Source organism: Sulfurimonas denitrificans DSM 1251 (assembly GCF_000012965.1).
Classification (GTDB): Bacteria; Campylobacterota; Campylobacteria; order Campylobacterales; family Sulfurimonadaceae; genus Sulfurimonas; species Sulfurimonas denitrificans.
Window position 1 is genome coordinate 221,339 of the sequence record NC_007575.1, and the last position, 19,319, is coordinate 240,657.

Sequence of the window (19,319 nt, forward strand, 5' to 3'; positions counted from 1 at the left end):
GTTATAAGAATTCAAAAAAATTAGGAAAATAGATAATGCAAAATTTATTAAAAATCGGAAAATATGAGTTAGGCTCTCGCCTTATCGTTGGAAGTGGAAAATATAAAGATTTTCAAACCACAAAAGAAGCAACACTTGCAAGCGGGAGTGAACTTATTACAGTTGCAGTTCGCCGCTTAAATATCACAGATCCTAACAAAGAAAATCTGCGTGATACGTTTAAGGGTACAAATGTAAAGTTTTTACCAAATTCAGCAGGATGCGTTACTGCTGAGGAAGCGATTACAACTTTTCGTCTTACTCGTGAGGCAACGGGAATCGATTTGATAAAACTTGAAGTTATTGGCGATACTCAAAAAACTCTCTACCCAGATGTAATAGAGACCATCAAAGCTTGTCAAATTCTCTCAAAAGAGGGCTTTATAATTATGGCTTACACTTCAGATGATCCAATCATGGCTAAACGTCTCGAAGATGCTGGTGCTCATGCTATCATGCCTCTTGCAGCACCAATTGGAAGCGGTTTAGGAATCCAAAATCCTTACAATATAGTATTTATACGTGAAGCGGTAAACCTGCCCGTTATAGTAGATGCTGGAATAGGGTGTGCGAGTGACGCTGCTTATGCTATGGAGCTTGGAGCTGATGGAGTTTTAACAAATACAGCTATTGCTGGGGCACAAAATCCTATGATGATGGCAGAAGCTATGAAACATGCGGTAATTGCTGGACGTATGAGTTATCTCTCTGGAAGAATCCAAAAACGTCCGTACGCTACAGCATCTTCACCGATAAATGGGATGATACAGTTTTAAAATCCTGCACAAAACTTATTTCTACCGCTATTTTTTGCGCGGTAGAGTTCAGCATCTGCTTTCTTTATTAAATCTTCTTTGGATATATCTTCATCAACCTCTTTTATAGCAACTCCAGCACTAATAGTTACAATTTTAGATACAGGAGAGAAGTTGTGTGCTAAGTTTAAATTTGAGATACTATCTATTAATGACTGTGCTACTTGCTTAGCGCCATCTTTATCTACACCTTTTAACAAAACAACAAACTCCTCTCCGCCATATCGTGCAAGAACATCTGTTGGGCGTTTAATAGCTTTTTTAAGAGCAATAGCAACTTTTGTAAGGCACTCATCACCCATCCAATGACCATAGTTATCGTTATAGAGTTTGAAGTAGTCTATATCTATCATGATAATAGAGAGATTTTTTGGCTCTCTTATAATCTCTCTATATTTTTGTTCTAAAATCTCATCAAAATATCTTCTATTTGAGATACCAGTTAAGCTATCGCACATCGATAACTCTTCGAGTTTTTTACTTTTTAGCTTCAGGGTGAGATGATTTTTTATTCTAATTTTTATGATGCCAGAGTGGAAAGGCTTTTTAATATAATCAATCGCTCCAAGGTTTAACCCATACTCTTCATCTTCAGAGCTGTTTTTAGCAGTTACAAATATTATAGGAATATCTATCGTCTCTGCTGATGATTTTAACGCTTTACAAACATCATAACCACTCATTTGAGGCATCTCTATATCTAGTAAGATAAGATCTGGTTTCTCTTTTTCTCGCACCAAACTAAGCGCTCTTTGTCCGCTGTTTGCTACTTTTATTTTATAATCATCTTTTAGTAAATCAGAGAGTATTGCTATATTTGTAGCTTTGTCATCAACAATTAAAATTGTTGGTATGTAGCCGTCAATCATCATAATTGCCACTCTTTCATAATATTGTAAGCTTTGTCGTAATCAAAGTTATCCATCTCTCTCATCCATAGTTCAAGTTCATGTCTATTTACTTTTGTTTTAAGTAAATTAAACAGAAGTTGTTGATTTTGAAATTCTACCATTGTTCCATTTTTAATATCTTGCGAAACCTCAAGATAAAGATTTTTAAAATCCTCTTCCCTCATCTCATCTTCTTGAAGAGGATTTTCTCTTAAATATGAGACTATCTTCTCTTTGACTCTCTCAATCGCCTCTTTTAAGAGTGCTATATCCTCTGGCTTAATCGCTTGAGCCTTTTTTAGTTGGGTGTCTATATATGTTGCAATAGAAGCCAACTCTTTTGCACCTATATTTGAACTAACCCCTTTTAGCGCATGTATCAAGGATTTGGCTGATTTGTCTTCTACATGTAATAGCTCTACAAGAGAGGCAAAATCACTCTCTAACTCTTCATAAAACTTCGATAATATCTTATGAAGAATATCACTGTTTAGATTTAGTTCATTTATCGCATACTCTAAATCTAAAACAGCACTATCTTTAACTTTGGTATTAGAAGATTTTTGTTTTATTGTGAAATCAATATCAAGCCATTTGGCAATGCTTGAGAACATCTCATTGCTATCAATTGGTTTTGAGAGGTGGTCATTCATTCCAGCATCTAAAGTTTTATGTCTATCTTCAATCATCGCCGCTGCGGTCAGTGCGATAATAGGAATCTCTTTATCATGTTCACGTATGATTTTGGTAGCTTCATAACCACTCATAATAGGCATTTGAATATCCATAAGTATGATGTCATAATAGTTTGGTTTTGCAACAAAAATATCCACCGCTTCTTTGCCATTATTTGCTAGATCTGGAGTTATTTTTACTTTTTTTAGTATCTCAGTGGTTATCTCCTGATTTATCTCATTATCCTCAACTAAAAGGAGTTTAACATTGCTAAAATCAGGATATTTTAAAAGTTTTGATGCATCTTTGGAGATGTCCATATTTTCCAGCTTAAGACTATTTTGGCTCCAAGAGTTTACACCAACTATTATCTCAAAACTAAAAGTAGAACCGACACCCTCTTTGCTCTTGACATCTATCTCTCCTCCCATAGCAGATACTAATCTTGAGGAGATAGAGAGTCCAAGACCGCTACCGCCGTATCTTCGTGTTATAGAGTCATCCGCTTGAGAGAATGGCTTAAAGAGTTTTTCTATCTGGTTTTGACTTATACCAATACCGCTGTCAATTACGCTAAAGAGCAGAGTTGCACTCTTTTCATCTTTTTTACTTATTTTTAAATCTACCTTTACTGCACCCTCTTTTGTAAATTTGATAGCATTTCCCAAAAGATTGATTAGGACTTGAGTAATTCTAAGCTCATCAGCTACCACCATACTAGGTACGCCTTCTTCTACATTACAGTAGAACTCCAACCCTTTATCTAGAGCAGTTTGTTTAAATAACATCTTTATTTTAGAGAGAATACTCTCTAGGTTAAACTCTCTATGCTCAATTTCAAGTCTGTTCGCCTCTATCTTTGAAAAATCCAAAATGTCATTAATGATAGAGAGAAGCATTTTTGAAGAGCTGTTAATCTTATGTAACTGATGTAGTTGTTTTTCATCCAAATCACTCTCAAGTAAAATCTCGCTAAATCCTATGATTGCATTCATAGGTGTTCTTATCTCATGGCTCATATTTGCTAAAAATTCACTCTTTGAATTGTTCGCTCTCTCCGCCTCTTCCTTCGCCTCTTGAAGAGCTTCTTTATCTCTAATATCTTGCGTTATCTCTCTTTGTACTCCAAAATGACCAGTAATTTTGCCCTCGCTGTTGTACAAGCAGATATAGTCTCCATCAATAACCATAGGAGTACCATCAAATTTCTGCTCATTTGTATTTACATGATAAATACCTCTACTAAACAACTCTCTCCAAATGTCGCGTCCCTCTTCTATGTTGTGTTTGAAAAAATCTGTTGGTGTAAAACCTAAAAACTCCTCCTCTTTTGCTTTGTACTGCTCAAGCATCGCTTCATTTATCTTTGTTACTCTTTGATGCTCAAATACATAATCAAGTGTTTTTTCTTTGTCTATGGAGTCATTCCACTCTATAGGCTCATCAAGCATCATAAAGAAAAATCCATGCATAGATTGTTTAAAAAAGAGGTCTAAGAGCTCTTTACTATCTCTTAACTTCTGCTCACTTCTTTTAAGCTCACTCAAATCTCTACCAATTCCAAGGATACCAAGTATCTCCCCATTTCTGCCTCTTACTGCTGTTTTAGTTGTTTGAAGAAACTCTTTATGCGAATCTACCGCAAAGGTAATCTCCTCAAAATTTGTTAGTGGAACATTGCTATGCATCGCTTTTTTGTCATGTTCTCTAAAAAAATCTGCCAGTTCTTTTGATACAAAGTCATAGTCAGTTTTGCCCTTTATCTCATCTAATGATGCCCCAAAAAAATCTTCAAATCGTTTGTTACATGTAATATAAACGCCATTTACATCTTTCATCCAAATAAGATCTGGAATAGACTCTAAAAGGGATTCAAGTTGATTGTTTATATGCTCAATTTTTTCCTGTGCTAGCTTTCTCTCTGTTATATCTTGATGCGTTCCTGACATAAGAACTGGTTTGCCATCTTTATCCCACTCAAAAACTTTTGCTCTATCTACTACCCAAACCCAGTGTCCATTTTTATGCTTCATTCGCATTTCAGATTCAAAATATTCAGTTTTTCCATCAAGATGCTCTTCTAAAAGCTTTTTCGTAGCAATAAAATCATCTGGATGTGAAAACTTCTCCCATGTATCTATGGAGGTAGGAGATATCTCATCTAGCGTATAGCCAATAATTTCTGCCCATCTCTCATTAAAAATGGTATCGCCTGTTTGAATATTCCACTCTCCAGTACCGACATTTGTCCCCTGAATGATGGCGTCTAACCTCTGTTTTTCAAGCCTAAGCTCTCTCTCACTTCTCTTTAGCGCTTGCTCTTTTGCTATAGAGTTGCTTATATCTCTAAAGACAACTATGGCACCACCCTCGTCTATGGACGTTACTGTTAAGATTATGGGAAGAAGAGAACCATCCTTTTTTATAAAATGCTCATTTAAGGTTCTTGTTACTTTATCTTTGGAAGTTAGATTTATCGGGCACTCATCTGCATTGTACTTCTCACGTGATGGTTTATGAGAGTGAAAAATATCATGTTGGTTTTTATGTAAAATCTCTTTTTCACTGTAGCCTAGCATATTAAGAGCTTTTTTGTTTATCCAAGTACAGTTGCCATTGTTGTCTATCCCATAAACCCCCTCTCCTATGTTTGAGAGAAGAGAGGAGATAAAGTTTTTTCTCCTTCTCTCTCTTAAATGATAAAACAGCCCTAAAAGCAAAGAGATAAAAATTATGATTAGCTCTATTTTATGACTATTTAAAATATCCATAAAAGTCACATCTATAGCTTTGTCAAACGGAGGAAGCCTAAGAGTGCGAGATAGCTCCTCAACTTGAAGATAATCAGCAGGAAGAGTGTAGTTATAGATACCATTTTTTTTCATCTCATCGTTAGGCTTGAGTGAAAAAAGAGCTGCTATAAAATCTTTTACAATCTCCTCTTCTAAATGCGGCAAAGAAAAAACAGGCCACTCGGGGTAGAGCTTTGTTGAGATTTTATAAGGATAATCAACACCCTTTTGCTCATTTACAACTCTTATATCTCCCTCACTTATCTCTTTTTTATATATCATCTCTTCTAAAATGCCATCTCTTATAAAACCGACATCAATTACACCTGTCAAAACAGCTTTAACAACCTCTTGATGCGAGCCTTTCATCTCAATGATTTTTTTGCTTTTTTTAGAGATATCAACGCCTGCAAGAAAGAGCTCATAAGCTTGCGCTCTATAGCCGCCCATGTGAGACTTGCTTGGTGCTGCTATTATTTTGTTTTTTATATCTTTGAGATTTTTTATTTCACTCTCTGGTCTGACAATGATAACGCCTGCAAGTTTATTTGTTATGACTCCTTTGTCGTAGCCATTTAGTGTAGCAATAGCGCCGCTAAGCGCATATTTGTCTCTTATGCTTAAAAAGTGCGTAGGATTTGTTGTAACAATATCAAGCTCTTTTTTGCTAATTTTTTCATTAATCTCTTGTTGTGTTAAAACCTCTAAGATAATTTTTTTATCGAGCTTTTCATTGAGTGCTTTAACAAGAGGCTCATACTGTTTGCGGGTTTGTTCCACGCCCTTGTAGGCAAAAACACCAAATTTTACGCTCTCATGAGCATAAAGAGAGGTAAAAAGAAAAGAGATGATAATAAATGTTTTTTTCAAAGCCGTCACCTTATTTACATGTTATGTTTATCATACAATGTAAACAATTAAATTAGCTATAAATTCATGGCAACTCAATCTTTTTTTCAGAGATATCTCTTAAGTACTAATCGCTTCATATCTTCAAAAAAAGTTCCCTACAGCACACTCTTTACTTAGTATTTGCTCTTTAATTTCTATTTAATAATGATTTTGTTTCTGCCTCTCTCTTTAGCCTCATAGAGTGCTTCATCGACTCTTTTTATAAACGACTCTTCACTCTCAGCGTTTATATACTCCGTAACACCAAGAGATATAGTAATCTTGCCAACCGTCTCAAAAAGATGCCCCTCTACTCTAGCTCTTAGTTTTTCACCAAGCACAGAAGCTTCAGAGACAGGTGTTGCTTGTAGTATAATCATAAATTCTTCTCCACCCCATCTAGCAGCTATATCCCCTGCACGAATGGACGAGGTTATAATATTTGCTATGTTTATGAGTACTCTGTCACCAGCATCATGACCGTATGTGTCATTTACCGCTTTAAAATAATCTATATCTAAAAATATTACAGAGAGTGGCGATGGAACAGTACGTGAGAGTGCCATCTCTTTTTCTAAAACATCATTTAGTTTAGTTCTGTTAAAGAGTTTTGTTAGAGCATCTGTAGAAGCCATATGCTCTAACTCTTTTATTTTGACATACTCATTTGTAATTTCATCAAATGTTATTAGATAGAGCACTTTATCATCTGTTTTTATCTCTTTTGCATAGGGTTTAAAATATCTGTATTTACCATCTTTTTTTATGCAAACTTTTAAGTTTTTACTATTTTGCTCTTTTATAAGGTACTCTATCCAGTGGATACCATCGTTACATGTTTGCATGAAGTTGCTATTATCTTCTATTTTTTCAAACACATCAAATATGTATTCATTATTTTTTTTAAACTCTTCTATAGAGTGATAACCAGTAAAATTAAGTATAGTCTCATTAGCGTAAATGATCTCTTTGTCATCTGTAAGCACTATAAAACTAGAGTCTGTGTCAATGATTTCTTGCAAGAGATGTTTGGTAGATTCTATCTCTTTTGTTCTACGTTTTACTTCAGTTTGGAGTTGTTGGTTATATCTTAATTGCTTGAATATGAGTGAAAATATAGTAAATAAGAAAATAACTACAAATATTTTTAAGAGAATTATGCTAGTTTTTATAGATGAAGTTACCTCAAAATACTCCTTAGAGTCTAAACTAACACTTATTCCACCTCTAACATCACCGAGTGAATAACCTTGATGTTTATGGCAAGGAAGACAATACTCAGTTGTAATGAGTGCTCCCATGTAGTTAAAATTAGACTCTTTATCTATCTCATAATACTCTTTTTCATTTGTCTCATCAAAATACTTGAGTGCTCTCTCTTCAAAAGGAGTTGCTTTGTTGTCTGGGTTGATGAGCTTAAGACTTGTAATACGAAAATGAAAACCATCTATATTTGAGATTTCAGATAACTGTCTAGACATCCACGCAGGATTTATTTTTATAAGCGTAAGATTTTCATCAACTTTTAAAATATTGTCTCTTAGGTAAGGATTAGGTTTTTGACCCTCTTTAGGTATTGCATAAACTCCACCATAGCTTGCATTCCACACCCTAGTGTTTACTTGGTCTTTAAAATGCGTTTGAGCTTGTTTTATAAGAATCTGTTTTTGGAGCTCCATATTTTTTTCACTAAAAACATCTATAAAATAAAAAGAGCTAAACAAAGAGAGTATAAAAATAGTACCAATTAACGCATATTTGTTAAATTTTATCATCTCTCAATTCTAGCAAATATATTAATTATTTCTTCTTAAACAATAATCTCTTTAGATAGATGTGTCATCAGCAAAAGTTGTCCCATACTTTCAAAAAATTTTTCTGCCCCATCCTCTTTACTTAACAAGGCTTTTTCTAAAGCTGCTAAAAAAGCCAATTGTGACTCTTCTGAAGCCTGCATGAAGCTCTCTACTATAAATGCGAAAGAGAGAACATAAATCTCTGAGTTTACATTAAAGTCGATTTCAGAGTCAAGATTGATACTGTTGTTTGTTAAAAGCTCTATACATCTCTCTTTTGTTTCACTCATCTAATAGCCTCCCTATCAAGCTCGCCACTCTTTAATTTTACTAAATACTCTTCAAGTGCTCTCTTTACATCTTTACTTAAAATAAAAAGTCCCAGTATATTTGGCAGAGACATAGTAAGAAATAGCATAAAGCTAAAGTCAACAAGAACAGCCGTATTTACAACTGTTCCTATAATTATAAGAAGCAAGAAGCTTAATTTATAGATTATAGAGTATGTTGAACCAAAAAGATAAACCCATGCACGCTCACCGTAATAAGCCCATGCAATAATAGTTGAAAAAGCAAATAGCGTTATGCTTATGGATAAAATAATAGGAAACCAGCTTATGACAGTACCATAAGCTGCACTTGTAAGGGCGGCACCCTCTTTAGCCTCAATAAGAGCCATATATGCGCCATCATGTTCATAAACTCCAGTTATAACAATAACAAGTGCTGTCATTGTGCAGATTACTATTGTGTCTATAAAAGGCTCATAAAGTGCAACAAGACCCTGTCTTACTGGATATTTTGTCTTAACTGGAGCATGTGCAACGGGGGAGGAGCCAATTCCAGCTTCACTTGAGAATACTGCTCTTTGAAAACCATGTACAATAGATCCAGCAACCCCTCCATATAGAGCACTAGTTGAGAAAGCTTCATGAAATATGATACTAATGGCGTCATCTATTTTTTCAAAGTGGTACGCTAAAATCCACAAAGAAGCACTAACGTAAATAATAGCCATAATTGGAACAAGAAATTCCGTAATTTTTGCTATCCTTGTAACTCCACCAATAATTACAAAACCCACAAAAACAGCTATTAAGATGCCAAAAATAATTGGAAATTTATCAAAAAACTCTACCTCTTGAGATACTACCCCAAGTGCTTGAGAGACTTGAAATACATTTCCGCCTCCAATAGCCCCACCAATCATAAAAACAGCAAAAATAAGTGATAAAATTTTGCCAAATTTTGCATACCCTTTTTCTGCCAAACCTCTTGAGAGATACTCCATCGCACCACCCATTACAGTTCCATCTTTTAAGAAAACTCTATGTTGCAAAGAGAGGGTTACTTCTGTAAACTTAAGGCTCATGCCTAAAAAACCAGCAACTATCATCCAAAAAGTTGCCCCTGGTCCTCCAAGAGCAACTGCCAAGGCAACACCAGCGATATTGCCAAGCCCAACAGTAGCACTAAGAGCTGTTGTTAAGGCTCCAAATGAGGAGATTTCTCCAACATCATCAACTGTGCGGTATTTGCCTCTTAGGATGTCAAAAGAGTGTTTAAACATTCTCAAATTTATAAATTTTGTCAATAATGTAAGATAAATTCCGCCTGAAATTAACCAAACAACTAAAAATGGGAGTTTAACGCCCTCTACCATTCCAAATAAAATGTCAAAAAATAGAGCGGCCTCCAAAAAAGAGTTGACACCACTGAAAAATTCACCCATAATTCACCTTTTAAACCAAATCATCATTATTGTAACAAACTAATCTTAATCTCTTTTTGTACATGTAAGAGAAAAGTTTGTAAATATCTAAAAATACTATTGACATTTTAATAGTTATTGACTATAATTTCGCCTCATTAATCAGCTGCGAGGCTGTTTTAATGCGCAGGTCGGGGTGTAGCTCAGTATGGTTAGAGTACTTGGTTTGGGACCAAGGGGCCGAAGGTTCGAGTCCTTTCACCCCGACCACTTTTATTTTATAAAACAACATGGTGGGATTAGCTCAGTTGGTTAGAGCACTGGTTTGTGGTGCCGGGGGTCACGGGTTCGAGCCCCGCATCCCACCCCATAGAAATAAAATAAAAAAAACTTAATAATAATAAATTTTGTGGCGTTCGTGGCTCAACTGGATAGAGTTTCGGACTTCGGATCCGACGGTTATAGGTTCGAATCCTATCGGGCGCACCATTTTTATAAATGTATGCGTCCTTAGCTCAGCTGGATAGAGCAATGCCCTTCTAAGGCATCGGTCACACGTTCGAATCGTGTAGGGCGTACCACTAATTTTTTAACTACCATGTGCGGATGTGGTGAAATGGCAGACACGCTAGACTTAGGATCTAGTGCCGTAAGGTGTGGAGGTTCAAGTCCTCTCATCCGCACCATTACCTAAAATAGGTACTTTCAAACGATTTTACTTTTACTTTAAGAAATCTCCAAAACTCATTTTTTACTACATTTTTACTACAAGCCATACTCTTCATATTTTATAAATATTTATTACTAATTTTATTTTTAAGCAAAAAAAGCCATTTGTCTTACATTGCTTAATAAATTGCAAATATTTGAATTTATTTGCAAAGAAATGAAGCACTATGATAATCGCTTTTGCTTTATTAACAAACTCTCTATTTTCAACTATGATTGCTCCGTTCAAATTATTCAACGGGGTACCAAGTGTTTTTCACTCCCAAAGTGAAGGAAGTCATATTTGGCTTCCCGTTGAGTAATTCAACTGGAGCACTTGGTACCTGTTCCTCACTCACATAAATTTTATTGTTCAAAAAATTGAAAGGCGTATTATCAAGCGTCTGGTGAAGTAAATATTCTGTTTGTAAGCCATCATAGTTAATGCACGCAAAACAGTACCCAAATATTGAAAAAAAAGTAGAAATTGATACAGTTACGGCTGACACCCAGTGGAAGTACTATTGCAGTAGATTAAGCTTTGCAAGTAGTACGTTATTACCACATTAAACAATAGGTTTTTATAGGGAAACTGAAAGGGTGATCGACTACACGCAGATAGTGGCGCTGTGGATGATACTATGCTCTCATCACCTTCTCATACTAGACCTAAACCAAAACTCTGACATATTTGGCATGGAACAGACTGTACAGCACAACCGACAGTTGATAGTATGCTCTTGCCGAGCGTGAAAAAGGTGAAGAGGCGGAACGACCGACCGATCGAAACGATGGAATTATAACATTTTGTATTATGTTTGCAAAATATATAAAATCGAAAGCGGAGAGGTATGCCCAAATTTTAGGCTACTTCTCAGCCCTTCATGCAGTTCTTTCTCCCTCCTCACTCTGGAATCTACTCTGTTTTACAAAAAATATTTGATATGATAATTGACAAAAAGATATAAGAAATATACTTTACATGTAAAATAAATATTTAAAGAGTATATATGATACTAACTATATCGCATCAAAAAGGTGGTGTCGGAAAATCAACGATTGCTTGGAATATAGGAGCGCATTTTTCAAAATTGCTTCCGATTACGATTCTAGATTTGGACACATAACAATCTTTGACACAGACAAATCAGATTAGAGAGTCTGTTGGATTAGAGCCTTTAAAGATAATGCAAATAAGCAACGCTGGTGAACTGCACAATACATTGAAAAAGACTATAAAGATAAGCTAACTATTATTGATTCAGGTGGATTTTATAGTGCTTTTAACAGAGTGGCAATTGTCGGAAGTGATATGCTAATCACTTTTGTATCGGACAAACCCTTTGATTTGATGGGTTTGCAAAAATATGAGGAGATTTTAAAGTCATCGGCGGCACTGTGAATGCGTATATACTTATAGCATTGCAAGAACGAATGCAAAAGGATGGGTTGATATAAATTTTATGTCCATCTAAATTTAGCATAATTGCTATCGATGAATGGTAATTCTTTTTCAATATTTTTATAAGTTTTTATTTTTAGCTTCTGTTTATCTTTTGTTTTAGTTGATATTTCTAATGTATTGACAATAAAAGTTGTTTCTATATCAGTTAAATTGCAATTCATGCTCAGAATTTTGATAAATAAATAGTTAATTTGACTTCCTAATTTAACTATTGAAGATATATAGTTCATGATTGGCGCAAATTCTGAGATAAAATAGAAATTATTTTCCAATATTAATTTTAAATTACTGCTAGTTCCTATTGTATGTTTAATGGCATATCCAAATATATATTGCTCTAGCGATTTTGCCAGAAATTTTCCATAAAACTGATCAAAATTAATATCAGATCTATCTAAGACTGGAATCCATTTTATATTTGTTTCTGATAAATATTTTTGATTATTAAATTTATTATTTTCACTGTAGTCGAAAAATAAAATATTCCAATGTTTAACATTTATTATTGCATCATTTGAATATTTAATGAAATTTCGTTTATATTGTGGCCCTAGTATTTCTAAACACTTAGGCATGATTATCTCTTCAAACCTCATAACAGCTGCAGTAAAACTATTGTTTGTTACATTAATATAAAAACTTTTTAACATATCATCTTCATTAAATTCAGTATCATCTTTTAAGTTTTCAGACAAAGGATATAAATTTCTAACTATTGGTTCTACATATTTCTTTTTTACCACTTCCTGGAATTCAGTTCTATAAACATCAAAATATATACTGAATGGAAAAATTTCACCATAAGTTTCATAATACAATAAACTATCTTTTGCCTCAGATAGATAATAATTAAGTAGAATATCACGCATAACTTCGATATCAATTTTATATAAATCTTCATCACTTAATTCTCCATCATAGTATGGATCAATAATATTAGATTCTATATATTCCTTGTTATGGATCTGGTTGATCTTGTTGGGTATCTCCATCATAAAATACAAAAAATTATCTTTTCTTCTTAAAAATTTCAGAAAATTTTTAACATCTTTTGTAAGATATGTATCATAAATTTTTATGATTTGATGAACATCTATTGTTTCATCATCACGGTCCAATCCTTTTTTGTATATTTTTTCAAAAATATTCATAAAAATCCTAATCCATTGAAATAATCGGAACATATATTATCACTTTTTTAAGTTCTATAAAATAGATGTTATTTTTATCTGAAAAAACAAAGTCTAAATTTATGAAAATTTGCATTTTTTAGAAAGAGTTAAAGGAAAAATTCTTTATATCATTTGGCTATCAATTGAAATTCAAAGCAACTCAAAAGGCCTTATTGAAAAAGAAGGAAAACATGACAGAGAAAGAAAAAATGTATATTAAAGAGTTTGGTATGGAGTATCTTACTTTAAAACAAGCTTGTAAAATATGGCGAAAACCCGGATACTCGAAACTCTCAAAGCAGTTGCCACAGATAGGCTATAAGTGTGCAGAAGAGCTTATGATTATTCCTAAATATAGGAAGGTAGGGGTTTCTTATTTGTTCAAAATTGCAGACATTTTGAACTTTTTAGAAGATACGGAAGGTAAACATGAATAATTTAAATAAGATTGAGGAGAATTTTGCTGCTTTAACAAAGCTCTCTCTAGCAGCAATCTTTCAACTTGATAAATGGTATGCTTGGCAAAATCATCTTGTAAAAATATCAATCATTATTGCGTTTATATATTTTGAAAACCTAACACTCGAAAACATAGGTGCGTTTTTATTAAACACACCTAAAACATGGATATTGTTAGAGTGAAATTTAGTAAAAAGTGCGCTGGTATTTTCTAGCAATTTAAATGTACCTAAAACGGGCATTATTTTGATATACCAAATCGAAAACCAAAACGCAAAAATGCACAAATATAGTAAAAATTCGATAGTGCGTTTAGAAACACTCTACAAATACTTCGTATGAGTATTCAAAAGCCAAACACAGTTTTTTATGTAAAAACTTAACACACTCAACAGGAGAAAAAAATGATAAAAGAAAAAAGAGAAAGTTTTATACTAAAAAAGGAGCATCTTGCAATGTTTCTTGATGAAATAAAGGATGATATAATCAATTATAGTGAGCAGGCCTTAAATCTCGAATTTAATCCAAGTGAATACTATGCTTTTGAAAGAATAATCAATCTCATCCACGGTAACACACCTGAAAACAAAGACAACTTCATTAAAAAAGCATATCATAATGTTCAAAGGAAAGTATGCTATGTAAATAAACAAGATTCAGAACAAGAAGGAAAAACTCCTTTTGAAAAAGGCATTATGACCGCTACTAAGAATCAATATAAAAACGTTAATATGGGAATAATAGAATCGGAAAAATATAACAACAAAAACATACTTGATAGATCATATATGGGGCTTAACTTTGATACAAAAGATAAAAAAGCAAGCTATGCTGCCGCACGCAATTTCAGAAAAAAATATAGACCAATTGTCAAAGAAGCAATGGCAAAACTTCGTTATAAATATCACACTTTTAAGAACGCTATTCCTGCTCAAGAGTTCAAACAAAATATGAATACTGATGTTTTTAGAGATAAGATTGACTACGAAAGATTGTACAAATATGTTTCATGTTTTGATATAAAACCGACAAAAGAGACTTTTCATTTGCTAAGAGGCGTTATTTATATCTTATGTCTAAAACACAACCCAAGCCTTGTTCCTGAACACTACAAAAAATCATTGGGAATAATTGGAAAAGAGTTCATCCCCATCAACAAAGATAGCGAAGAAGATACAAAAGCCAAAGAGGCACTGTTAGAGCTAATGGAAGATATGGAACTTACTCCAGAAAAGTTTGAACAGCTGCGAAAGGAGTTTCAGAATGAATTTTAAATCAGATCTAATTTATTATTAAACTGAACCAAATTCAACTTATAAAAAAGCCTAAAGTCTGCATAGAATATGTTGTTTTTCATGAACTGGTTCATGTTATTTATCCAAATCATTCTAAGCAATTTTATGATTATTTAGCTCTTTATATGGCTTATTGGGAAAAGCGGAAAGATATTTTGGAGAAAGGATATTAAAACACTACTCGCTTACCTTTCCTCCCAAACTTTCCTATAGCATTAAATATATCAACCCCATCCCTAAAAACAAGCCTCCCAAATTTATCTTTGGTAATATCCCAGCCACGGAGTCTTTGATAAATATCTGTCTGAATAGTTCTTTTAGAAACATTAAACTCCTCTGCCAAAGATGAGATAGTCGGTCTCTCATCTTTAGTGAGCATAGAGAGTATGGAGATAAGTCTAAAGAGTGCTTTGTCATATGATTTTTGTGCCATAGTAAAACTCCTTTCATTATGCAGCGTTACTTAAAAGCGGCAGTGCTTGAGTAATACTCACCAAAAGCTCTATTATGAGTATAAAGATTGTATATCTATACTCTTTAGTTAAGTGTCTTGCCTTTCTCATTTGTTGCTCCTTTTATCGTATATTAGTATTTAATTAGATTATTATATACTAATACGCATATAGTGTCAAGATGAAATATTGTAAATCAGTATAATTTATGATAGAATTGTCCAAATATAGTATAAAAAGGTGTTTTATGACAAAAGAGCAATTTATTCTAAGGTTAAAAGAGCTTGAAATCTCAAAACAAGATTTCTCAGAATTATGCAGAGTTCCCTATTCAACAATCAACAATTGGGGAGTGATGAGAGAAGGCAAACCTTTAGTAATCCCAAATTGGGTAGAACCATTTTTGGAATACTACGAAAAAGCAAAAAAACTAGAGTATGTTATGCGTGAGATCTGCCAAAAGATAGAGAGTGTTAAGGGTTAGTCCAAGATTATCTCATAAGCAGTATTTCTTCCGCTAGACCCCTCTTTTTGTCTTATACAGCCAAGTTCTAAGAGCTGTGCTATGTCTCTTGAAGCATTTGTCGATGCAGTGTCGGCGATGCTCATATATTTCTTTTTGCTCAAGTTCCCTTGGAAATTTTCTGCTCCCATATCGAGTATAAAATTAAGTACTTTTATCTCTCTTGCATTAAGCTCATCATTTTTGTGTCTATCCCAAAACTTTGTTTTTTGTACGATATAGTCAAGCTTTTTTTTGGTATCAATAAGTGCATTATGCAGGGTAGATAAAAACCACTCGCACCAATTGGTTATATCAAGAGGATTGTTCTCTTTATTTATATATCCAGTAGTATGCTCAAGTGCGCTGTAATAGCCTTTTCTGTCTGTGTTTATGACACTTGACATAGAGTATAGTCTTGAGATCTTGGAGTTTTCTATTTTTGAGAGTACCAGGTCTGTTATAGCTCTTGCGATTCTTCCGTTTCCATCATCAAATGGGTGGATTATAACAAACCAAAGATGTGCAGTGCAGGCTTTTATCAAACTAGGTTCAGCGGCATTGAACCAATCTAAAAATCTCTGCATCTCATGCTCTAGGTCAGCTCTAGGCGGCGCTTCGTAAAAAACCACCTCTCTGCCGCGCTCTATTCCTACTACTTCCATGGTCTCTTCGCCTCTAAATGATGCTGTATTTACCTTGCGTAATCCACTGTATCCTTTTGGAAAGAGAGCATTGTGCCAACCAAATAGCCTCTCCATCGTCAACTCTTTGTCATAGTTAGTATTTGCATCTATAAGTATCTCTATAAGATAATCTGTCGTCTCATCTATTTTTTTATAGTGTATCTCTTTGAATCCAAGCTTTTTTTGAATTGAGGCTTTTACGCTATCGCGGTTTAGAATCTCTCCCTCGATGGCAGAAGTGCTTATAGCCTCATTCATCAAGGATTCAAAGCGTCTTTGAAGGATATTGTCTTTATCTATGGTTTGTGCAAGAGCGATTAAGTATCCTTGTTCAAGAGAGACTTTTTGTATCAAACTCTCTAATCTTTTTAAGTCATAGGCAAAGTTTGGATACTCACTTTGTTGCCAAATCCAACGTTTCATAATCTTCTTTCCTTCAAATAGTGCGATTGCTTTGTATAATCATACCATAAATGGTGTGAATAAGTTGGTTATTTGTACCACATTTTATATATGATAATGCAGTATCACTAAAACGAAACCATGCTTTCACTCACATTTCTTATACTTTTTATAAAAACAGAAGAAGGTGATGGCGTGGCTCTTGAAATCTTTAAACTCTCAATCATACTTGGCTTTGCATTGGTGCTGCTGCACTTCTCGGCTTTAAAAAAGAGTGAGAAACCTTCACTGCGGACTGTACCCTTTATCTTTATGGGCTCCTTTGTATTTGTAACCATACTCTCATATCTCTTTGCGCTCTATGACAACAGTTCCATTAAAGAGAAAAGAAGAGCGTTTTATGATGAGAACTCTTTTATCTGTGAAACCGGAGCGTTTAAAAAGAAAGAGCATTATCTTGTCTCTATAAAAGATGGATGGAGCGTTTATGAGGATAATTACTTTAAAAAAGAGGATCTGCTATTAGAGATCAGTAACTGTGAGCAAAAGAGGTAATGCGTAGATGGTTTCATTTTTTTGTTTTGAGAACTATTTTCAAGCCGTTGATGAAGATGTTATAAAAGAGGTAACTTGGGGAAGCGGCAACTACAGAGAAAAAGCACTGCTACTTTGGGACCTGGAGAATATCCCTTACAGCCATCTTCCAAAAGTAAAGCAATCACTTAAATTCGCTCCCGAGAGATCTTTTATCATCTCCACTCAAACTATCAATCCCTCTAAACTAAAATCGATACATAGAGAAGGGTTCGAAGTTTTAAGGGCACATAAGAGCGATAGTGATGAAAAGATAAAGAGTGTCTACAGAATCCTCAAAGAGTATGATGAGTTTATATTTATCTCCTCTGACAGCGACTTTGTGGATATCGGAAAAAAGATACTCTCTGAGCGTAAAAAACTCACTTGGATCATGCAAGACGCCAATAAAAAACGCATAGCCATGAAGATGAACCTGTGCGATAAAAATCTAAAACTCATCACCCTTAGCAAGTTTGAGCTTTAAAAATAAAAAGAGCGAAACAACGTCCGCACTCCCATATCTTACAATTACACTATATCAAAAAAACAAGGAGAGCCAATGTCAAAAATACTCTACAGCAATGTAAATATCTTAATAGATGAGCACAACAGAGAGATACTTGTCAATCCGGCAGATGAGCGTTTTTACTATATAGGGCATAAAGAGATGCATAGTGTTTTTTTCGATGCAAGGCTCTCCTTGAACGAGAATGGCATCTATACCATAGAGGGGAGACAGACAATCTATAGTGAACACAGCGCTATGGGAAGCGACTATGAAAAGCTTCTTTGCAAGCACCCAAAAGAGCTTATAAAGAAAAGCTCGCTCTTCTGGCTCTTTGGGCTTTATAAGGTAAGAGGAGTGCATAAAAGAGAAGTGTACTGCAAATATATCTGCAGATACAAAGAGTACTGCATCATACAAAGAGAGAAAATCATCTCCTCAGAGTTTGCAGAAGATAAAAGTGAGTTAAAAAAGTAAAAAAATAGGAGACAAGTTTGTCAAAGAAGACAAGATAGTCTCCATATCAGAGTGCATGGAGCGAGAATAGAGATGCTAATAGATCAAGAGACACTGATACTTATAAGAGAGTTTTTACCAAGTACAAAAGAGCCGCCGTTTCTTACCTATTTTATGGTAGGTCTTTTTTTAGGAGTAGTAGTTGTAATAGTAAGATTCAAGAGATATAAAAAAATCAGAGAGCTTTTTATGAAGCTTTTTTAACAAAGGAGATAAAGAGATGAAGAGTATTTTAGAGAGTTTGGTAGCTATTATTGTTGTAGGAACCATATTTATGGGGATTTTATATCTGTTAAAACTAGGCATTAACCATACGAACTCATTTGATATGGATGAAAAAGTAGAGGCGTTTGAAAATCAAAAGACGCTCCTTTGCTCAACCGGCATTACTAATAACCAAAAATTGCTTGTCAATAAAAACAACAACTGGGAGATTTATAAAGAGAAGTACTTTAAAAGAGAGGATATGCTTTTAGAAATACGCATCTGCATGGTAGAGGAGTAAAAACAATGAGAACGCCTGATTATGTAGTTATTATGATTGGGCTCTTTTTTATTGCAGAGAGTTTGAGCAGTGCTTTTGCAAGTTATAAAATGCGAGATTGTGAAGATGAAAAAAAGATACAAGAGCTTGAAGAGCACGTTAAGAGGTTTGAAGAAAAATTAAACAAAGATGACAATCTGGGCTAAACTTTATAATATTTTTATTTTTAGAGAGCTTTAAATGAAAAATTATCTGATTTTAGAAAACTATAGGATGCTTATTAAAAAAGATGAGCTAAATAGAGTATTTCTATCTTATGCTATAAACAGTGGAAATGAGATTATAGAACATACGGAGGGGATTTTAAAAGTTGTAAACTGCGAAATCGCTGATGCGATGTATAAATATTTTGATACTGATTTAATATCTTATGGAGTGGAGGTTTTTGATGAGAATACAGAGTTTGTGAATCAGTCTGAATATTAGAA

21 protein-coding genes, 5 tRNA genes and 1 pseudogene are annotated in these 19,319 nt (G+C 34.1%); 19 read left to right on the top strand and 8 right to left on the bottom strand.

The features are described from left to right. Positions 1-35 precede the first annotated feature (35 nt). Positions 36-815, top strand: a complete 780-nt coding sequence (locus SUDEN_RS01095) for a thiazole synthase (protein ID WP_011371853.1) — start codon at positions 36-38, stop codon at positions 813-815. Here SUDEN_RS01095 and SUDEN_RS01100 read toward each other — a convergent pair. The 5 genes from SUDEN_RS01100 to SUDEN_RS01120 form a co-directional block, all read right to left on the bottom strand. Further along, the gene (locus tag SUDEN_RS01100; RefSeq protein ID WP_011371854.1) at positions 812-1,726 is read right to left on the bottom strand and encodes a GGDEF domain-containing response regulator; all 915 of its coding nucleotides are present in this window, start codon (positions 1,724-1,726) and stop codon (positions 812-814) included. The genes SUDEN_RS01095 and SUDEN_RS01100 overlap by 4 nt on opposite strands. Continuing rightward, positions 1,723-6,081 (bottom strand): PAS domain S-box protein, encoded by a 4,359-nt coding sequence (locus tag SUDEN_RS10960; protein WP_011371855.1) that lies wholly within the window; start codon positions 6,079-6,081, stop codon positions 1,723-1,725. The genes SUDEN_RS01100 and SUDEN_RS10960 overlap by 4 nt, the downstream gene beginning before the upstream one ends. Before the next feature lie 176 nt (positions 6,082-6,257). Then, positions 6,258-7,877, bottom strand: coding sequence for a diguanylate cyclase (locus SUDEN_RS01110; protein WP_011371856.1), 1,620 nt, complete (start codon positions 7,875-7,877; stop codon positions 6,258-6,260). A 35-nt stretch (positions 7,878-7,912) separates the two neighbouring features. Further along, on the bottom strand, positions 7,913-8,188 hold the full coding sequence (locus SUDEN_RS01115) for a hypothetical protein (protein ID WP_011371857.1): 276 nt from the start codon (positions 8,186-8,188) through the stop codon (positions 7,913-7,915). Then, a complete protein-coding gene (locus SUDEN_RS01120) occupies positions 8,185-9,630 on the bottom strand; it encodes an alanine/glycine:cation symporter family protein (RefSeq protein WP_011371858.1) in 1,446 nt (481 codons plus the stop codon). The genes SUDEN_RS01115 and SUDEN_RS01120 overlap by 4 nt, the downstream gene beginning before the upstream one ends. A gap of 171 nt (positions 9,631-9,801) precedes the next feature. Here SUDEN_RS01120 and SUDEN_RS01125 point away from each other — a divergent pair. The 6 genes from SUDEN_RS01125 (at position 9,802) to SUDEN_RS11620 (ending at position 11,444) form a co-directional block, all read left to right on the top strand. Then, positions 9,802-9,879: transfer RNA gene (locus SUDEN_RS01125), tRNA-Pro, on the top strand. 23 nt (positions 9,880-9,902) lie between these two features. Beyond that, positions 9,903-9,979, top strand: a tRNA-His gene (locus SUDEN_RS01130). A gap of 42 nt (positions 9,980-10,021) precedes the next feature. Continuing rightward, a tRNA-Arg gene (locus SUDEN_RS01135) sits at positions 10,022-10,098 on the top strand. Between the two features lie 15 nt (positions 10,099-10,113). Continuing rightward, positions 10,114-10,190, top strand: a tRNA-Arg gene (locus SUDEN_RS01140). A gap of 21 nt (positions 10,191-10,211) precedes the next feature. Beyond that, a tRNA-Leu gene (locus SUDEN_RS01145) sits at positions 10,212-10,295 on the top strand. Positions 10,296-11,327: 1,032 nt separating this feature from the next. Beyond that, a complete protein-coding gene (locus tag SUDEN_RS11620) occupies positions 11,328-11,444 on the top strand; it encodes a hypothetical protein (RefSeq protein ID WP_430742001.1) in 117 nt (38 codons plus the stop codon). Positions 11,445-11,778: 334 nt separating this feature from the next. On the opposite strand, the gene SUDEN_RS01155 is transcribed toward SUDEN_RS11620, so the two are convergent. Continuing rightward, positions 11,779-12,933: a hypothetical protein gene (locus SUDEN_RS01155; RefSeq protein WP_011371859.1), complete on the bottom strand. Its 1,155-nt coding sequence runs from the start codon at positions 12,931-12,933 to the stop codon at positions 11,779-11,781. A gap of 212 nt (positions 12,934-13,145) precedes the next feature. Between SUDEN_RS01155 and SUDEN_RS01160 the strand changes: the two genes are divergently transcribed. The 4 genes and pseudogenes from SUDEN_RS01160 to SUDEN_RS11625 all read left to right on the top strand — a co-directional run. Further along, entirely contained in the window at positions 13,146-13,391 is a 246-nt protein-coding gene (locus SUDEN_RS01160) for a hypothetical protein (protein WP_148153507.1), read from the top strand. Continuing rightward, positions 13,384-13,596: a hypothetical protein gene (locus SUDEN_RS01165; protein ID WP_041672166.1), complete on the top strand. Its 213-nt coding sequence runs from the start codon at positions 13,384-13,386 to the stop codon at positions 13,594-13,596. The genes SUDEN_RS01160 and SUDEN_RS01165 overlap by 8 nt, the downstream gene beginning before the upstream one ends. A gap of 221 nt (positions 13,597-13,817) precedes the next feature. After that, a complete protein-coding gene (locus tag SUDEN_RS01170) occupies positions 13,818-14,687 on the top strand; it encodes a hypothetical protein (RefSeq protein ID WP_011371860.1) in 870 nt (289 codons plus the stop codon). A gap of 17 nt (positions 14,688-14,704) precedes the next feature. Continuing rightward, positions 14,705-14,881 (top strand): annotated as a pseudogene (locus SUDEN_RS11625) (M48 metallopeptidase family protein); the annotation flags it as partial. Here SUDEN_RS11625 and SUDEN_RS01175 read toward each other — a convergent pair. Next, a complete protein-coding gene (locus SUDEN_RS01175; RefSeq protein WP_011371861.1) occupies positions 14,878-15,141 on the bottom strand; it encodes an HTH domain-containing protein in 264 nt (87 codons plus the stop codon). The pseudogene SUDEN_RS11625 and the gene SUDEN_RS01175 sit on opposite strands and share 4 nt — an antisense overlap. Before the next feature lie 266 nt (positions 15,142-15,407). On the opposite strand from SUDEN_RS01175, the gene SUDEN_RS01180 reads away from it, so the two are divergent. Then, positions 15,408-15,644, top strand: a complete 237-nt coding sequence (locus SUDEN_RS01180) for a hypothetical protein (RefSeq protein ID WP_041672167.1) — start codon at positions 15,408-15,410, stop codon at positions 15,642-15,644. Here the strand turns inward: SUDEN_RS01180 and SUDEN_RS01185 are convergent. After that, positions 15,641-16,771, bottom strand: coding sequence for a Fic family protein (locus SUDEN_RS01185; protein WP_011371863.1), 1,131 nt, complete (start codon positions 16,769-16,771; stop codon positions 15,641-15,643). The genes SUDEN_RS01180 and SUDEN_RS01185 overlap by 4 nt on opposite strands. Positions 16,772-16,945: 174 nt before the next feature. Here SUDEN_RS01185 and SUDEN_RS01190 point away from each other — a divergent pair, with 174 nt between their 5' ends. From SUDEN_RS01190 to SUDEN_RS01220, 7 genes are all read left to right on the top strand, one after another. Beyond that, the gene (locus tag SUDEN_RS01190) at positions 16,946-17,305 is read left to right on the top strand and encodes a hypothetical protein (protein ID WP_148153509.1); all 360 of its coding nucleotides are present in this window, start codon (positions 16,946-16,948) and stop codon (positions 17,303-17,305) included. A 7-nt stretch (positions 17,306-17,312) separates the two neighbouring features. Then, positions 17,313-17,810, top strand: a complete 498-nt coding sequence (locus SUDEN_RS01195; RefSeq protein WP_011371865.1) for an NYN domain-containing protein — start codon at positions 17,313-17,315, stop codon at positions 17,808-17,810. Positions 17,811-17,885: 75 nt separating this feature from the next. After that, positions 17,886-18,308: a hypothetical protein gene (locus tag SUDEN_RS01200; RefSeq protein ID WP_011371866.1), complete on the top strand. Its 423-nt coding sequence runs from the start codon at positions 17,886-17,888 to the stop codon at positions 18,306-18,308. A gap of 72 nt (positions 18,309-18,380) precedes the next feature. After that, entirely contained in the window at positions 18,381-18,551 is a 171-nt protein-coding gene (locus tag SUDEN_RS11295; protein WP_158301034.1) for a hypothetical protein, read from the top strand. Between the two features lie 16 nt (positions 18,552-18,567). Beyond that, positions 18,568-18,852 carry a hypothetical protein gene (locus tag SUDEN_RS01210; protein WP_011371867.1) on the top strand — a complete coding sequence of 95 codons (285 nt, stop codon included), beginning with the start codon at positions 18,568-18,570 and terminating at the stop codon, positions 18,850-18,852. A gap of 5 nt (positions 18,853-18,857) precedes the next feature. Next, a complete protein-coding gene (locus SUDEN_RS01215; RefSeq protein WP_011371868.1) occupies positions 18,858-19,037 on the top strand; it encodes a hypothetical protein in 180 nt (59 codons plus the stop codon). A gap of 34 nt (positions 19,038-19,071) precedes the next feature. Beyond that, entirely contained in the window at positions 19,072-19,317 is a 246-nt protein-coding gene (locus tag SUDEN_RS01220; protein ID WP_011371869.1) for a hypothetical protein, read from the top strand. Positions 19,318-19,319: the final 2 nt, after the last annotated feature.

What these genes read in the sequence shown, in the direction of transcription:
- SUDEN_RS01095 (WP_011371853.1), top strand. Translation starts at nt 36, where the DNA reads ATGCAAAATTTATTAAAAATCGGAAAATATGAGTTAGGCTCTCGCCTT.
- SUDEN_RS01100 (WP_011371854.1), bottom strand. Translation starts at nt 1,726, where the DNA reads ATGATGATTGACGGCTACATACCAACAATTTTAATTGTTGATGACAAA.
- SUDEN_RS01110 (WP_011371856.1), bottom strand. Translation starts at nt 7,877, where the DNA reads ATGATAAAATTTAACAAATATGCGTTAATTGGTACTATTTTTATACTC.
- SUDEN_RS01115 (WP_011371857.1), bottom strand. Translation starts at nt 8,188, where the DNA reads ATGAGTGAAACAAAAGAGAGATGTATAGAGCTTTTAACAAACAACAGT.
- SUDEN_RS01120 (WP_011371858.1), bottom strand. Translation starts at nt 9,630, where the DNA reads ATGGGTGAATTTTTCAGTGGTGTCAACTCTTTTTTGGAGGCCGCTCTA.
- SUDEN_RS11620 (WP_430742001.1), top strand. Translation starts at nt 11,328, where the DNA reads ATGATACTAACTATATCGCATCAAAAAGGTGGTGTCGGAAAATCAACG.
- SUDEN_RS01155 (WP_011371859.1), bottom strand. Translation starts at nt 12,933, where the DNA reads ATGAATATTTTTGAAAAAATATACAAAAAAGGATTGGACCGTGATGAT.
- SUDEN_RS01160 (WP_148153507.1), top strand. Translation starts at nt 13,146, where the DNA reads ATGACAGAGAAAGAAAAAATGTATATTAAAGAGTTTGGTATGGAGTAT.
- SUDEN_RS01165 (WP_041672166.1), top strand. Translation starts at nt 13,384, where the DNA reads ATGAATAATTTAAATAAGATTGAGGAGAATTTTGCTGCTTTAACAAAG.
- SUDEN_RS01170 (WP_011371860.1), top strand. Translation starts at nt 13,818, where the DNA reads ATGATAAAAGAAAAAAGAGAAAGTTTTATACTAAAAAAGGAGCATCTT.
- SUDEN_RS01175 (WP_011371861.1), bottom strand. Translation starts at nt 15,141, where the DNA reads ATGGCACAAAAATCATATGACAAAGCACTCTTTAGACTTATCTCCATA.
- SUDEN_RS01180 (WP_041672167.1), top strand. Translation starts at nt 15,408, where the DNA reads ATGACAAAAGAGCAATTTATTCTAAGGTTAAAAGAGCTTGAAATCTCA.
- SUDEN_RS01185 (WP_011371863.1), bottom strand. Translation starts at nt 16,771, where the DNA reads ATGAAACGTTGGATTTGGCAACAAAGTGAGTATCCAAACTTTGCCTAT.
- SUDEN_RS01195 (WP_011371865.1), top strand. Translation starts at nt 17,313, where the DNA reads ATGGTTTCATTTTTTTGTTTTGAGAACTATTTTCAAGCCGTTGATGAA.
- SUDEN_RS01200 (WP_011371866.1), top strand. Translation starts at nt 17,886, where the DNA reads ATGTCAAAAATACTCTACAGCAATGTAAATATCTTAATAGATGAGCAC.
- SUDEN_RS11295 (WP_158301034.1), top strand. Translation starts at nt 18,381, where the DNA reads ATGCTAATAGATCAAGAGACACTGATACTTATAAGAGAGTTTTTACCA.
- SUDEN_RS01210 (WP_011371867.1), top strand. Translation starts at nt 18,568, where the DNA reads ATGAAGAGTATTTTAGAGAGTTTGGTAGCTATTATTGTTGTAGGAACC.
- SUDEN_RS01215 (WP_011371868.1), top strand. Translation starts at nt 18,858, where the DNA reads ATGAGAACGCCTGATTATGTAGTTATTATGATTGGGCTCTTTTTTATT.
- SUDEN_RS01220 (WP_011371869.1), top strand. Translation starts at nt 19,072, where the DNA reads ATGAAAAATTATCTGATTTTAGAAAACTATAGGATGCTTATTAAAAAA.